This is a genomic window from Bacillus yunxiaonensis (assembly GCF_037104695.1).
GTDB classification, from domain to species: Bacteria; Bacillota; Bacilli; order Bacillales; family Bacillaceae_G; genus Bacillus_A; species Bacillus_A yunxiaonensis.
In genome coordinates this window covers 253,975-268,833 of record NZ_JBAWSV010000001.1, presented here as the reverse complement: position 1 = coordinate 268,833, position 14,859 = coordinate 253,975, and the positions used below count along the sequence as shown (strand labels likewise).

The 14,859-nt window shown below is 36.9% G+C and carries 11 protein-coding genes; 2 read left to right on the top strand and 9 right to left on the bottom strand.

From position 1 onward, the window contains the following. Positions 1-137 precede the first annotated feature (137 nt). Both WAX78_RS01370 and WAX78_RS01365 read left to right on the top strand, forming a co-directional pair. Positions 138-923 carry an enoyl-CoA hydratase-related protein gene (locus WAX78_RS01370; protein WP_336480517.1) on the top strand — a complete coding sequence of 262 codons (786 nt, stop codon included), beginning with the start codon at positions 138-140 and terminating at the stop codon, positions 921-923. A gap of 14 nt (positions 924-937) precedes the next feature. Next, complete coding sequence (locus tag WAX78_RS01365) at positions 938-1,990, top strand: enoyl-CoA hydratase/isomerase family protein (protein WP_336480516.1); 1,053 nt, start codon at positions 938-940, stop codon at positions 1,988-1,990. A 72-nt stretch (positions 1,991-2,062) separates the two neighbouring features. Here WAX78_RS01365 and WAX78_RS01360 read toward each other — a convergent pair whose 3' ends face one another. The 9 genes from WAX78_RS01360 to WAX78_RS01320 form a co-directional block, all read right to left on the bottom strand. Continuing rightward, entirely contained in the window at positions 2,063-3,523 is a 1,461-nt protein-coding gene (locus WAX78_RS01360) for a CoA-acylating methylmalonate-semialdehyde dehydrogenase (protein WP_336480515.1), read from the bottom strand. A 44-nt stretch (positions 3,524-3,567) separates the two neighbouring features. After that, positions 3,568-4,458: an NAD(P)-dependent oxidoreductase gene (locus WAX78_RS01355; RefSeq protein ID WP_336480514.1), complete on the bottom strand. Its 891-nt coding sequence runs from the start codon at positions 4,456-4,458 to the stop codon at positions 3,568-3,570. Positions 4,459-4,474: 16 nt separating this feature from the next. Then, positions 4,475-6,184, bottom strand: a complete 1,710-nt coding sequence (locus WAX78_RS01350) for an acyl-CoA dehydrogenase family protein (RefSeq protein WP_336480513.1) — start codon at positions 6,182-6,184, stop codon at positions 4,475-4,477. Positions 6,185-6,323: 139 nt separating this feature from the next. Beyond that, the gene (locus tag WAX78_RS01345; RefSeq protein ID WP_336480512.1) at positions 6,324-8,084 is read right to left on the bottom strand and encodes a sigma 54-interacting transcriptional regulator; all 1,761 of its coding nucleotides are present in this window, start codon (positions 8,082-8,084) and stop codon (positions 6,324-6,326) included. Positions 8,085-8,490: 406 nt separating this feature from the next. After that, the gene (prpB, locus tag WAX78_RS01340) at positions 8,491-9,399 is read right to left on the bottom strand and encodes a methylisocitrate lyase (RefSeq protein ID WP_336480511.1); all 909 of its coding nucleotides are present in this window, start codon (positions 9,397-9,399) and stop codon (positions 8,491-8,493) included. A 17-nt stretch (positions 9,400-9,416) separates the two neighbouring features. Then, on the bottom strand, positions 9,417-10,853 hold the full coding sequence (gene prpD / locus WAX78_RS01335) for a 2-methylcitrate dehydratase (RefSeq protein WP_336480510.1): 1,437 nt from the start codon (positions 10,851-10,853) through the stop codon (positions 9,417-9,419). 98 nt (positions 10,854-10,951) lie between these two features. Further along, positions 10,952-12,070 carry a citrate synthase gene (gene mmgD / locus WAX78_RS01330; RefSeq protein WP_336480509.1) on the bottom strand — a complete coding sequence of 373 codons (1,119 nt, stop codon included), beginning with the start codon at positions 12,068-12,070 and terminating at the stop codon, positions 10,952-10,954. An 846-nt stretch (positions 12,071-12,916) separates the two neighbouring features. Next, positions 12,917-13,225 (bottom strand): DUF4870 domain-containing protein, encoded by a 309-nt coding sequence (locus WAX78_RS01325; protein WP_336480508.1) that lies wholly within the window; start codon positions 13,223-13,225, stop codon positions 12,917-12,919. Between the two features lie 119 nt (positions 13,226-13,344). Beyond that, positions 13,345-14,661, bottom strand: coding sequence for an MFS transporter (locus WAX78_RS01320; protein ID WP_336480507.1), 1,317 nt, complete (start codon positions 14,659-14,661; stop codon positions 13,345-13,347). Positions 14,662-14,859: the final 198 nt, after the last annotated feature.

Sequence of the window (14,859 nt, the reverse complement as noted above, 5' to 3'; positions counted from 1 at the left end):
ACTCTGTTTCCTTACAAAATGTCTATTTGTTTAGACATTTAAACACTTTGTGTTCAATTCCTCCTTGTTAACGTATAACATTTGAATTGGCACAATTCTTGCAAAAAAATAGATGATCAAAAAGGAGGATATATATAATGGAAACTAAATTTGCAAATGTAAAAAAACAAAACTTTATTACAATAGTAGAGGTAAATAATGCCCCGGCAAATGCCTTATCATCTGCGTGCATAGCTGAATTACGCTCTATCTTTTCAATGCTTGCTGAAGATGACGAAACAAGAGCTATTATTCTAACTGGTGCTGGACGTTTTTTCGTAGCAGGTGCCGATATTAAAGAGTTTGTTTCGGCACTGGGAGACCAAGAGAAAGGATTAGCAATGGCAACAGCAGGACAGGCACTTTGTGACGAAATAGAAGCCATGAAGAAGCCGGTTATTGCTGCCATAAACGGTCCTGCTCTTGGCGGTGGATTAGAGCTAGCTATGGGATGTCATTTTAGAATTACATCAGATAATACTATCCTTGGTTTACCGGAATTAAAACTTGGATTAATTCCAACCTTTGGCGGTACACAACGCCTTAGCAGAATAACAAATATGGCAACGGCTTTAGACTTAATTTTAACGAGCAAACAAATAAGCGGAAAAGAAGCGGCCGAGCTTGGTCTCGTTCAATTAGTCGTTTCCCAAGAGGAACTGTTACCAACCGCTCTCCTAATTGCTCAATCATACTTAGATGGAAAAAGCATGACTAGCATCACCCGTGCGATAGAATGTATTACACAAGGATATAACGAAAATATGGTTGAAGGCTTGAAAAGAGAGCGCGAAAAATTCTCTGAGTTATTTGTAACTGATGATGCTAAAGAGGGCATTCAAGCTTTCGTAGAGAAGCGAAAACCTAATTTTAGACATTCATAAAAGGAGGACATATTATGACTGATCAAGTTCTATTTTCGATTCACGCAAATGGCGTAGCTACTATTACGTTAAATCGCCCAAAAGCATTAAATTCAATCTCATATGAGATGATAGGACCTATTACACAAAAACTAAAAGAATGGGAATCTGACGATCAAATTCATCTTGTCATTATAAAAGGCGCAGGTACGAAAGGACTTTGTGCTGGCGGTGACATTAAAACTCTTTACGAAGCTCGTTTACATGAATCTGCTATGCAAAAAGCTGAGCAATTTTTTGAAGATGAATTCCAATTAGATATGCTTGTTCATAAGTTTTCTAAACCGATTGTCGCATGTTTAGATGGTTTTGTTATGGGCGGAGGCGTTGGGCTCACTTACGGAGCTAGTCATAGAATTGTAACTGAGCGAACAAAATGGTCTATGCCAGAAATGAATATTGGTTTTTTCCCTGATGTCGGAGCTGATTATTTCTTGAATAAAGCTCCTGGATATACAGGACGTTATCTAGCATTAACAGCTTCTGTCATTAAAGCTCCTGATGTATTATATATAAATGCTGCAGACTTTTACATGACAAGTGAAAATTTGAATGCTTTTCTTAATCACATCGAACAAATAGATTGGCATGCAAAAGACATACATACAGCATTAACACAGCTTATAGATAACTATTCTGAGCTTCCTGCCAATGAAGGTGAACTATTGTCAATCCAAACAGAAATTAATAAGCACTTTTCTTTTCACACTGTTGAAGAAATTATCCATTCTTTAGAAAAAGATGGGACCCATTTTGCAACTCAAACAAAAGAAATAATGTTATCAAAATCTCCATTCTCCTTAAAAATAACTTTAAAACAATTTATTGATGGAGAAGAAAAGACATTAGAGGAGTGTTTTGCTACTGATCTTGTGCTCGCTAAAAACTTCTTGAAGCATGAAGACTTTTTCGAAGGAATACGCTCCATTGTCATAGATAAGGACCAAAATCCGCAATATAAATATAAACATTTAGAAGATGTTTCAGAAGAGATTGTAAATAATTTTTTTAACCTTCTAAGAAGCTAATTATCCAAAATAAAACTTATGTTATTTCAAAAAAAAGTGTCCAATATCATGGACACTTTTTTTACATTCTTCTTAGAACCAGCGCTCTGTTACTACTTTTTTACGTGTATAAAATTGTACACCATCTTTTCCATTTGTGCCTAAGTCACCGTAGAAAGAAGCTTTATTTCCTGCAAATGCGAAAAATGCCATTGGAGCTGGAACGTTTACGTTTACGCCAATCATCCCTGCATCGATATTATCACGGAATGTTTGTGCGTGTTTACCACTTGACGTATAAATGACTGCACCATTTGCAAATTTTGATTGGTTTGTAACCTTAATTCCTTCTTCTAAATCCTTTACTCTCACAATGCTTAATACTGGAGCAAAAATTTCATCTTGCCAAATTTTCATATCTTGATTTACACTATCAAAGATTGTTGCTCCAACGAAATACCCTTCCCCAACTTCTTCATTAATTTTACGGCCATCTACTAATAAAGTAGCTCCATCTGCTACGCCGCTATTAATATAGCCTAGTACACGCTCTTTATGAGATTCACGAATTAATGGACCTACATAATTCTCTTCATGGAAACCATCACCGACTTTTAATTTACGCGTTTCTGATACAAGAACATCAATGAATTCATCAGCAATTTCATCCACTACCGCTACAACAGAGCATGCCATGCAACGCTCTCCACTACTCGCAAATGCAGAACCAATGACACCTTGTACTGTCTTTTCAATATCGCAGTCCGGCATAACAATTGCATGGTTTTTCGCTCCTGCAAGTGCTTGTACTCGTTTTCCATATTTTGTTCCTGTTTCGTATACATAGCGTGCAACTGGCTCAGATCCAACAAATGAAACAGCTTGAATATCTTTATTTTCTAAAATGCTATTTACAACATCTTTTCCACCTTGTACTAAGTTTAAAACTCCTTTCGGGAAGCCCGCTTCATAGAATAATTCTACTAGTCTTTCTGCTAAAAGCGGCGTTCTTTCAGATGTTTTTAATACAAATGTATTACCGCAAGCGATTGCTAATGGGAACATCCATAGTGGAATCATCATCGGGAAGTTGAACGGTGTAATACCAGCAACAACTCCAATTGGGTATCTCCAAATTGAACCATCAATTCCACCTGCAATATTTGGAAGCGCTTGCCCCATCATTAAATTTGGTGTTGATGTTGCCAGCTCTACAGCTTCAATCCCTCGCTGCACTTCCCCAGTTGCATCTTTTAATGTTTTACCATTTTCTAATGTAATGATTTTTGCAAGCTCATCTTTGTTTTCTTGTAAAAGTTGTAAATATTTATATAGCTGTCTTGAGCGATTTGGAACTGGTACTTTAGACCATGTTTCATATGCTGCCTTTGCAGCTTCAACAGCACGATCCACATCTTCTTTTGGAGAAAGTGGAACATAAGCAATTATTTTCCCAGTCGCAGGATTCGGAACAGCTTCCACTTCTGTTCCAGTAGATTCTACCCATTCACCATTAATATGATTTTTCACGCGTTTAATTTCTGTTGTAATCATTGTATTCGCTCCTTTTTATTTTTTATATTTGCTAGTATTCATTGTTATTTATGACTAGAGATTAATTGTTCACTTACCTTTTGATATAAAGCAGCCATGTCTTTTTCACCATATCCCGCTTTATCAGCTTCATCATACAAATCCAAAAGCATTTCACTCACTGGTAAGTGAAGCTCACCCTCTTTTGCTAAATCAACTGCAAATCCTAAGTCTTTCTTTAGTAGATTTACAGTAAATCCTGGTTCATAGTTTTCTGACGCAATAAAGCTTTTATAATTGCGCTCATAAATTCTACTTTGTCCATAACTCACATTTAAAATATCAAACATTTTATCTAAATCCATATTGTTTTTCTTTGCTAATGTCAGAGCTTCACTAACACCTGCTGTATAAAAACCAATTAATAAGTTATTAATCAATTTTACAGTTGTACCACTATCAATTTGCTCACTCACATGAAATATATTTGCTCCCAATACTTCCATCACTGGTAAACCTTTTTCATATACTTCTTTTGGTCCACCAACCATAAAAGTTAATGTGCGGTTTTCCGCTCCAATCACTCCACCGCTAACCGGTGCAGCCAAGAAATCGACTTTTTTATCCTTCGCAGCATCTGCAAGCTTTTTATTTAGTTGCGGAGCTACTGTGCTTGTATCAATTAAAACAACATTCGAATGACTATTCTCAATTAAACCTTCTTCTCCAAAATAAACAGCTTCAACAGCTCGCGGTGACGGTAAACTTGTAAAAATCAAATCACATGTTTCTGCTAATTTTCTAATTGATAAACCGATGATTCCCCCTTCTTTCTCGAAGGAAGCTTCAGCATCTTTATTTAAATCGACTCCATATACCGTATAATCTGATTTAACCAAATTTTTAGACATCGGAAGACCCATATTACCTAAACCGATAAAACCAATCTTTTTCATACTGCTCTCCTCCTATTTAAACAATATATTTCCCGCGATTTATAATCGTTTTTGCGATTTCTCTCTTTTTCGTAAACAAGTTCGTGTATAGAGGTACTGACAGTTGACGAATTTCATCTAGAATGGCGTTTCTAGTTTGCTCTTCTTGCACCGCTGCAGAAAGAAGAACAATTGCTGCTGATTCTACTTTTCGATATCCTTCTTCACAAAGCACATCCGTTATAAACTGTTTTGTACGTTCTTTTTCTTCACCATTTTTACTTATCGCTTTCTTTGTACGTAAAAATGCCGATTCCATTACATATACATCTTTCAACATGTCTGCTAACACGCGTGAATATTCTTGTTCTTGTTCGATTTTTAATTCAGGAGTTCGAGATAGCGTTTTCAAAGATTGCTTTAATAATTGTTTCGATAATAAAATATAACGATGATTTCGTTCTACATTTTCAAATGTGTCTTCATCTACTTGGTCCCCTAATTGTTTCGTTTGTTTCATTAACATTTTTGCAACTGTTAAGCGGTTAATTTCATTCGTTCCTTCAAATATACGGCTAATTCTAGCATCACGATATAATCGTTCTACTTCATATTCTTGCATATAACCATAACCACCATGAATTTGTACCGCTTCATCCACAATATTTCCAAGTGTTTCTGAAGCATTCACTTTGTTGATCGCACACTCCATTGCAAATTGAGACATTTTCTGCATAATACCTTCATCACTCTCATGAATTGCTTCATCAATTACGCCTGCTGTTCGATAAGCTGCGCTCTCTGCACCGTATGTAGCGATTATCATATTTGCAATTTTCTCTTGAATCATCGTGAAATCAACTAATTCTGTTTGAAACTGTTTTCGTTCTTTTCCGTATTGAACAGATAGGCCAATTGCTTGCTTTGCTGTTCCAATATTTCCGAAAGCAAGTTTCAATCTAGCAAAATTGAGAATATTAAGAGCTACGTGATGTCCCTTTCCTACTTCGCCTAGTACATTTTCAGCAGGAATGACGACATCCTCTAAAATCAGTGTCGCAGTTGAAGAACCTTTAATACCCATTTTCTTTTCTTCTAGACCAATCGAAACGCCTTCACATGTTCTTTCGACAATAAATGCTGTCATTCCTTTATTTGTCTTTGCAAAAACAACATATACGTCAGCCATATGAGCATTTGTAATCCACTGTTTTTCACCATTTAATGTCCAAGCTGTTCCTTCTTCATTTAAGACAGCACTTGTTTTTGCACTTAATGCATCAGATCCAGCATTAGGTTCTGTTAAAGCATAAGCTCCAATCCATTCGCCTGATGCAATTTTAGGTAAATATTTTTCCTTCTGCTCTTTTGTTCCGTAATATATATATGGCAGCGTTCCTACTCCAGCATGAATATTAAAGGAAACACTAAAGGCTCCTGCATATCCCATCTTTTCTGCCACAAGTCCAGAAACTGCTTTCCCTAATTCAAATCCGCCATACTCTTCTGGAACCTCTATACTCAACAATCCAAGTTCTCCAGCCTTTTCAAACAACCTGCGGGAAACTTGATAATTGTGCTGCTCGATATTTTCAATTTGAGGAACAATTTCCTGTTTCACAAATTGTTCAGTTGTTTTTGCGATTAAATCTTCATCCCCTGAAAAATCCTCAGGTGTAAAAAAGGTTGTATTAAGCTCCTGATTCAGCGAAAAAAATTCGTCCCATTGCAACTTTGTTTTCTCCATCTGTATCCCCCTATCATTTCGGTCTTCATTTTATTTATAAGCAAAATCTATGCCAATCTAAAAACTTGATAGAACAAGGGCAAAATGAAAAGAAAACGTAAAACTGTCTAGACAGTTTTACACTTGATATAACAATTGTTTAGATTTTGAATCTTGACAATTTATTATAAAGGGTCGCCCTAGAAATCCCTAACAATGCCGCTGCTTTTGACTTATTTCCTTTTGCTTCTTTTAAAACGCGTTCAATTAATCCTCTTTCTTCCTCTTCACGCACCACTTTCATCGCTTCTTGTTTTGCTGGTAAAGACTGAATCATAGGTACTAATTTCTTTTGCTCCATATCCTGATAATAAAATTCTTCTGGTAAATCCTTAGCCCGTATATGTGCATCATCTGATAGTGCAAATAGCCTTTCTAACACATTGATTAATTCCCTAACATTACCCGGCCAATTATAATGGAACATAAGGCGTAATACCTCTTTATCAAGTGTCTTTTCTTCGGCACCATACATTTGACATAACTTTTGTAAATGTTCTTCGACAATGAGTGGTATATCTTGTTTTCGAAAGCGAAGCGGTGGAATATGAATCGGAATAACATGAAGACGATGATATAAATCCTCCCTAAAGGTTCCTTCTCTAACCATTTGTTTTAAATCTTTATTTGTCGCTGCGATTAGTCTGAAATCAACAGGAATTGGATGTGTACCACCTATTCTTTCTATTTCCCTTTCTTGTAAAACACGTAAAATTTTCACTTGCGTTAATAGAGACATATCGCCAATCTCGTCTAAAAATAATGTTCCATGATTTGCAAGTTCAAACTTCCCTGCCTTCCCATTCTTTTTCGCACCTGTAAAAGCACCTTCTGCATAACCAAACAATTCAGATTCTAGTAAATTATCAGGAATAGCAGCACAGTTCACACTAATAAACGGACCGTTTTTTGTTATACCGGTATCATGTATAGCACGTGCAAATTGCTCTTTACCAACACCGCTTTCCCCAGTAATTAATACGGATGCTTTTGATCCAGCTGCTTTTCGAGCCATTTTTTTCGTTTCAGAAATTGTTTGGCTTTCTCCAAGAATATCTTCAAATCGAATCTGCTTCTTTTTCGGTTTAGAAAACGTTGGTTTGATTGTCCTATCCTTTTGATCAAATCGTTCTAGTATTTTATAAATATCTGAAATCCCTTCATGAATAAGCATCCCTACAGCACCTATCACTCTTCCCTGCTTCCAAATTGGCATCCGGTGCACAACTAGATTCTGTCCTTGCAGACGGTGTACTTGATTTCTTTCTGGTACTCCTGTTTTTAATACAACTGGAAGCCGCGTATTCTCAATTACATTTTCAGCGTGCTGTCCAATTGCTTCTTCTTTTGTTACACCAACAAAGCGACTGTACGTTTCATTAAACATTTGGATAACTCCATTTTCATCTACAATCGCGATTCCTTCATATGCAGTATCAAAGCAAAGTTTAAACCACTCTATCGTTTGATGTGCACATTCGATTTCTTGAACCAAACCTTTGTGAAACGCTAATAATTCCTTGTTACTGACCACTCCTTTGAGCTCTCTGTTTTCCTCACAAGTAACATAAAGTGGGATATTCTCCAACTCGCTTAAAGAAAACTCTTCCCGTACCTTATAGAAAGAATGCCTGAGTATAGTAACAATTGGTTCATCCCACTCTGAGTGATTCTCTAACCACTTTACACAATCAATGAGTTTCACAACTCCAATCACATGATTATTTTCTAAAACAGGGAGTTCTGTACTCTCTGATTCAGCTAGTAGTCGTAATGCTTCTCGAATCGTATTATCTTTCCTCAAAATATACGGATCCTGCTTCATCCAGTTTCGAACAGAGTCATATTTTGCAGCCATCATAACTTGATTTCCCCTCCTTTAGAATGTCTATTCCTCTCTTTTACTATCTGTACACACGCTAGTTTCTTTTTAGAAAGGAACTAATATTATGATAAAGTGGAACTACATAAATAAAGATTTTGTTTCTTCTTCGTTCAAAAACTTTTATCAATCTCATTTTTACTATCCGTTAATATGACAAAAAAGCGATGATTTATTTCACATCAAGCAGGTATTTTTGCTAAAAATGTGTATCATCGCTTTCTTATTTTATCCCGCTATTTTGGGGCAGTAAGACTCCCATCCTCCACGATTCAAAGAAGAGCGAGGAAGATAGATGGGCGACAACTGCTGGCATGCGCCCGATTGCTTTAACATATCCAGCAATGAGGGAGATGCCCCTCTACTGCTAGAAGTTTCACTTTATCTATTGCCCCTCAGATAAGATTGTTTTTGCAATTCCTTTATCTAATTCTTCAAAATCATGATACGAAATCGTTTCATATAATTCACTTCTTGTTTGCATATCAGAAAGCCCTTCTTTTTGCGATCCTTCTTCTTTTATAAGATGAAAAATACGCTCATAAGCTTTTGCTGCTACGCGAAGAGACGTCACTGGATATATGACCATTTGATAACCGATATTAGCAAACTCTTCAGCAGTATAATACGGTGTTTTTCCAAATTCGGTCATATTAGCGAGTAAAGGTACTGTTACTTTCTTCGTAAATAAACGAAACTCTTCTTCTGACTGCAAAGCTTCTGGGAAAATAGCATCTGCACCTGCTTCAATGTATGCAATTGCTCTCTCAATCGATGCATCTAAACCTTCAACTGCACGAGCATCCGTACGAGCTACAACAACCATTGATGGTGCTACTTCTTTTATTACTTTAATTTTTTGTTGCATTTCTTCAATGGAAACAAGTTTTTTCCCATTGAGATGTCCACACTTTTTAGGAAGTTGCTGATCTTCAATTTGAACAGCGGCTACATTTGCTTCCACCATCTCTACAGCAGTTCTCGCTACATTTAACACTCCACCAAATCCTGTATCAATATCGACAAGAAGAGGTAAATCCGTTGCTCTAACAAGATCTCTTGCTCTTTCAGCTACTTCAGTAGATGTTACAATACCTAAATCTGGTAAACCCTTACTTGCTGTATAAGCAGCTCCTGATAAATAAAGAGCTGAAAATCCAGCATTTTTCGCAACAAGAGCAGCCATCGCATCATGTGCACCAGGAATTTGCAAGATTTCAGGCGCCTCTACTAAAGCCCGGAATCGATTGGCAAGTTCTTCTTGTGTTGACTGTTTATTTACAACCCAAGCCATTCTTATTCCCCCTATACTTAAATTAAGAAAAGATCTACAAATTCATTCACATTCATATTTTCTAATTTTTCTTCATTCAAACAAGCTTCATGAATTTTTTCTTGTTGTTTATTAGAATAATGAACAGCCATATTTGCAGAGAACTTTTGAACTACCTTTGGAATCGCTTCGTCTCTACGGAAACGGTGACCTAATGGATATTCACATTCTACGTTTTCTGTTACTGTACCATCTTTAAAATGAATTTGAACAGCGTTGGCGATTGAGCGCTTGTTCGGATCAAGGTAATCTAAACTGTATTGTTTATTTTCAACAACAACCATCTTATTTCGTAATTCATCTACGCGAGGGTCAAAAGCTACTTCATCCTCATAATCATCTGCAACAATGTCGCCTTTTAATAAACCGATTGCAGTAATGTATTGCAAGCAATGATCGCGGTCAGCTGGGTTATTTAATGGACCCTCTTTATCAATAATACGAACTGCTGATTCATGTGTCGTAATTGTAATACGGTCAATTTCATCTAATCGTTCTTTCACTTCGGGATGTAATTTCACTGCACATTCTGCAGCTGTTTGAGCATGGAATTCTGCTGGATATGATACTTTAAACAATACATTTTCCATTACATAAGAATCTAAAGGTCTTGCTAATTTTAGTTCTTGCTTGTTAAACAATACATCTTGGAATCCCCATCCTGGAGCAGATAATGCTGTTGGGTAACCCATTTCACCTTTTAATGCAGTAAGTGCAAGATGAACACCACGGCTTGTTGCATCCCCAGCTGCCCATGACTTACGTGAACCTGTATTTGGAGCATGACGATATGTACGAAGACTAGAGTTATCAATCCACGCATGAGACAATGCATTAAAGATTTCTTCACGCGTGCCACCAAGCATTTTAGTAACAACTGCTGTTGTCGCTACTTTTACGTATAACACATGGTCAAGACCAACACGGTTTAAACTATTTTCTAACGCAAGTACACCTTGAATTTCATGTGCTTTAATCATCATTTCAAGTACATCTCGTACTTTTAATGGTTCTTTTCCTTCTGAAATACGAACGCGGCTCACATAATCTGCAACAGCTAAAATACCACCTAAATTATCAGACGGATGTCCCCATTCTGCTGCAAGCCATGTATCGTTATAATCTAACCAACGAATCATACATCCGATATTAAAGGCACCGCGTACTGGATCAAGTACAAATGATGTTCCCGGTACACGTGTACCATTTGGCACAATTGTTCCTGGTACAACTGGTCCTAGTAATTTCGTACACTCTGGATATTGCAGTGCTAGAATTCCACATCCAAGCGTATCAAGTAACACATAGCGTGCTGTACTGAATGCTTCTGAGCTTGTCACCTCTTTATTTAGTACATAATCCGTAATTTCTTCTAAAATTGCATCTTTTTGTTTAATTTCATTTGTTTTAATCACGCTATCCTTCCCTTTCTGTCGACAATTCGTTATTATTAAGAATGGGTGTCGGTCAAACACCCACCTGGCGGGCGGCCTTAACAACTCCCCAGTTGTTTTTATTTGCTAAGCACATGTCGCTCGCCAATATAATTTACACGTGGGCGGAACAATCGATTATTTGTATGTTGCTCAATCACATGCGCACATAAGCCTACCGTTCTTGAACTGAAAAAGATTGGTGTGTACAGTTGAATTGGAATACCTAACATCCAATAGACTGGAGCAGCATAATAATCTAAGTTTGGATAGATTCCTTTTTCCTTCTCCATAATCTTTTCTCCAGCTTCACACATTTCATATAATGTATAATCGCCTTTCACATCACATAACTGTTTTAATGCTTCCTTCATCATGAGTGCTCTTGGATCTATCTTCTTCATGTAGACGCGATGTCCAAATCCCATAATTTTTTCTTTGTTATACAGTTTCTTTTGCAGTAATTCTTCAAATTTCTCAACAGTACCCGCTTCAAGCAGCATGTACATTACTGCCTCATTAGCGCCCCCATGTAAATTACCTTTTAAAGAAGCAACTGCTCCGGTTAAAGCACCGTATAAATCTGATTGTGTAGACGCAATTACTCTAGCTGTAAAAGTAGAATTAGGCATCTCGTGTTCACTATACAAAACAAGTGATTTATCAAATATTTTTTCTTCTAATTCAGAAGGCTTCTTACCCGTAAGCATATGGAAGAAGTTCGCACTATAAGATAACTCTTGGATTGGTTCAATCGGTTCTTCATTATTCAAAATTCGATAACTGTTAGCTACTATATTCGGTACTTTACTTAACAATTTATAAGCACGTTTTTTATTTACATCCAATGAGCGATCATCAATTTCATTGTCATAACCTGAGAGTGCTGAAATTCCCGTGCGTAACCCGTCCATCGGGTGCGTTTGTTTTGGCAATGCTTTTAAAACATCAAAAACACCAGTAGGAACTTCATATTCATGCTTTAGCGTTTCTTCCAATGCCGCTTTTTCATCTGAATTAGGAAGTTTCTCCTCTAATAAAAGGTGAACAATATCTAAATAACTTTTCGTCTTAGATAGCTCAATCAGATCATACCCTTGAATAACGATTTCTCCTTTTTTTGTATCAAGAAAAGAAATCTTTGTCTCTGCTGCAACTACCCCATCAAGTCCTGGAAAATAATTATTTTCAGTTCCCATTTTACCTTCCTCCCATCCAAATAGATCTTCGTTTACATTTCTGTAAGCCTTTCCAATATTGCACAAATATATTTTCCACAGTATTCTCTTCTAGCTATTTCATCCACTAATAAAGAATACGTGGTAAGCAGCGTACAAGGTTTTTCTATGTTTTGATTGTTCATATAGTAGTTTTGAAAGAGTTGAAAAACCTAGCACATGTTCTAAACAAAGAACTACCTATAGCTTCATACTTATTAATCAATTTCGAAAATAAAAAAGCAACTTCCCAAGAAGCTGTTACTATACGAAGAGATACTAAAAAATACAGTTTCTACCTTCGCACTTAACACCTCCTATCCACGTAGGCTATGATGTGTACTAAAACGGGCAAGGACCTAAGACTCGATTTCAAATACAGTTTACTAGGCAGCGTAACTTCCCTTTTAAAAAGCTAAAACAACCATTGTATCTCTACCCGTTTTACATCTCTTTCATTTTCCACTCAAATATATCAGACTTTTTAAACAATTACAATTTATTTTATTTTCTAAATTTTTAGATATATCAACAGTTTATTTTATTAAAATATTTTTTATTCTTATTTAGCTTCTGACTTCCTAATGATGAATTGTAACTTTCATCAATGAAGAGCATCTACTTCTTACATCATGATTTTCAATAAAAAAAGGATAGCTATACGCTATCCTTTTCACATTAATAATCAATAAGGCACCCGCCTCAAGATTGGAGAAATTCAAAGAAGGTAGGTGGAAGATAAACTACCAACAAAGCCCAATTGGACAAGATTTCCATCAGTGACGGATGTCCTCCATTGATAGAAGTTTCACTTTATACTTGTAAATTCTACTTCAACCATGACCCAACAATCGGATATTGAAAAGGTCGATCTTTTAGCGCACGAATGATACCGATGATTGGAGTAATTAAAGCCATTAATCCAAAAATAATTAAGAACGGAATTCCAATTAATATCCAAGAAAAAAATACTGAAATAGCAATTAATACACCTATCACAAAGTGAAATATAACTGCCTGTAATGATAAACTTTTAATTTCTCGATTGGAACTAACAAGAAATATAATAAACGGAACTAATACAGGTGCAAACCAAGTACTAGCATGAATGAATATTTTCAGTCCTTTATGCTCCATTTAAAAATTACTCCTTTTCATTTATTTTTCCTTATTATGTAATATTTTATATTATATTCTATTATATGTGAATGAATCTTAAGACTGATTTATATTCATTCAAAAGTTGGATGATTTTATTAGCTTTTATTAGCACTATTTTGATTGCCACGAGACCAGACAATGACTGGGATAAGCAGTAGTGAAAGGATAGCTCCGGCAAATGAAAGGGTTGTGTAACTAGAATGAGCGACGACCATGCCAGATAGCGCCCCTCCAGATGCCCCCGCCAAAGCGATCAATACATCAACAGATCCTTGCGTCTTTGCACGAATGGATGGAGTAGTTGCATCCACAATGAGCGCAGTACCGCTAATCAAACCAAAGTTCCAACCAAGCCCAAGCAAGGCGAGAGCGATGATGAGTACTAACATAGAATCAGTAGGTGCAACAGCGGCAAGAACACCAGCAGTAAGTAAAGTGGCACCAGAAGCGATTGCCATCGCAGTACGTCCAATCTTATCTACGAGGATACCAGTCAAAAGAGATGGTAGGTACATTGCGCCGATATGAAAACCAATTACCAGTCCTATCTCTTTCAAGCCATGTCCATGATGTCCCATATGTACAGGTGTCATTGTCATAATTGAAACCATGACAATCTGAGTTAAGACCATGATTGTGGCACCAACAACAATTCCTCGTTTTTTTATCGCTAGTTTACTAGAACTCACATCTAAATCATTACTCTCGTTCGTTCTCTGCACATCTGCAATTGCTTTCGCAACAACAAGAGGGTCTGGACGAAGTAGAGCTAGAAGTACCAAACCGGCAAGGATATAAGCTGCAGCTGCCAAAATGAACGGACCGGCTAGTGCAGGAACTTTAATCATTATTGCAAATCGCCCCATTGCATCAACTAAATTTGGCCCTGCGACAGCACCTAAGGTGGTTGATACCATTGCAATGCTGATTGCTGTTGCTCGCTGTGTAGAATTTGCTAGATCTGTACCTGCATAGCGCGCTTGTAAATTTGTAGCAGTCCCAGCACCATAGATGAGTAATGAAGAAAAAAGAAGTACAAGATTATTAGTTAATGCTGAAATCACTACTCCAATTGCGCCGATACCGCCAGCCAAAAATCCTGTCGCGAGTCCTAAACGTCGTCCAAAACGCTGAGAGAGTCGTCCTACAAGTAGTGCTGCCCCAGCAGAACCTAAAGTGAACAACGCAGACGGAACCCCTGCAAAACTATCTGTACCTAGCATGTCTTGTGCAAGAAGTGCTCCGACGGTTACACCTGCTGCAAGTCCCGCGCCACCGAAAATTTGTGAAATAACAACGATGATCAACGTCCGTCGATATAACTGTCGCTGCTTTTCTGGAGAATCAATGTAACTTTGTAACCGAGCCAGTTGGTTTTCTAAAGATTTTGAATCATCAACTTTTTGTAACATCACTCAGTCCACCTTTCATAGGAACTGACTTTGCATATTGTATAAACCAATTGTTAAAGTCTTCTTTCCGATAAGATCTCAATACGAATCTCTCATTTTCAGAACACAAGCTAAATTCTCTCAAATTAATTCTCCTAACCTCACATTATTTACACTTATTCACTAAACAGAAAGTTCCGATAATAACAATTTATCATA

Coding starts and splice junctions, on each gene's coding strand:
- WAX78_RS01345 (WP_336480512.1), bottom strand. CDS start 8,084: ATGATGGCTGCAAAATATGACTCTGTTCGAAACTGGATGAAGCAGGAT.
- WAX78_RS01325 (WP_336480508.1), bottom strand. CDS start 13,225: ATGGAGCATAAAGGACTGAAAATATTCATTCATGCTAGTACTTGGTTT.
- WAX78_RS01350 (WP_336480513.1), bottom strand. CDS start 6,184: ATGGAGAAAACAAAGTTGCAATGGGACGAATTTTTTTCGCTGAATCAG.
- WAX78_RS01355 (WP_336480514.1), bottom strand. CDS start 4,458: ATGAAAAAGATTGGTTTTATCGGTTTAGGTAATATGGGTCTTCCGATG.
- WAX78_RS01370 (WP_336480517.1), top strand. CDS start 138: ATGGAAACTAAATTTGCAAATGTAAAAAAACAAAACTTTATTACAATA.
- mmgD (WP_336480509.1), bottom strand. CDS start 12,070: ATGGGAACTGAAAATAATTATTTTCCAGGACTTGATGGGGTAGTTGCA.
- WAX78_RS01360 (WP_336480515.1), bottom strand. CDS start 3,523: ATGATTACAACAGAAATTAAACGCGTGAAAAATCATATTAATGGTGAA.
- WAX78_RS01320 (WP_336480507.1), bottom strand. CDS start 14,661: ATGTTACAAAAAGTTGATGATTCAAAATCTTTAGAAAACCAACTGGCT.
- WAX78_RS01365 (WP_336480516.1), top strand. CDS start 938: ATGACTGATCAAGTTCTATTTTCGATTCACGCAAATGGCGTAGCTACT.
- prpB (WP_336480511.1), bottom strand. CDS start 9,399: ATGGCTTGGGTTGTAAATAAACAGTCAACACAAGAAGAACTTGCCAAT.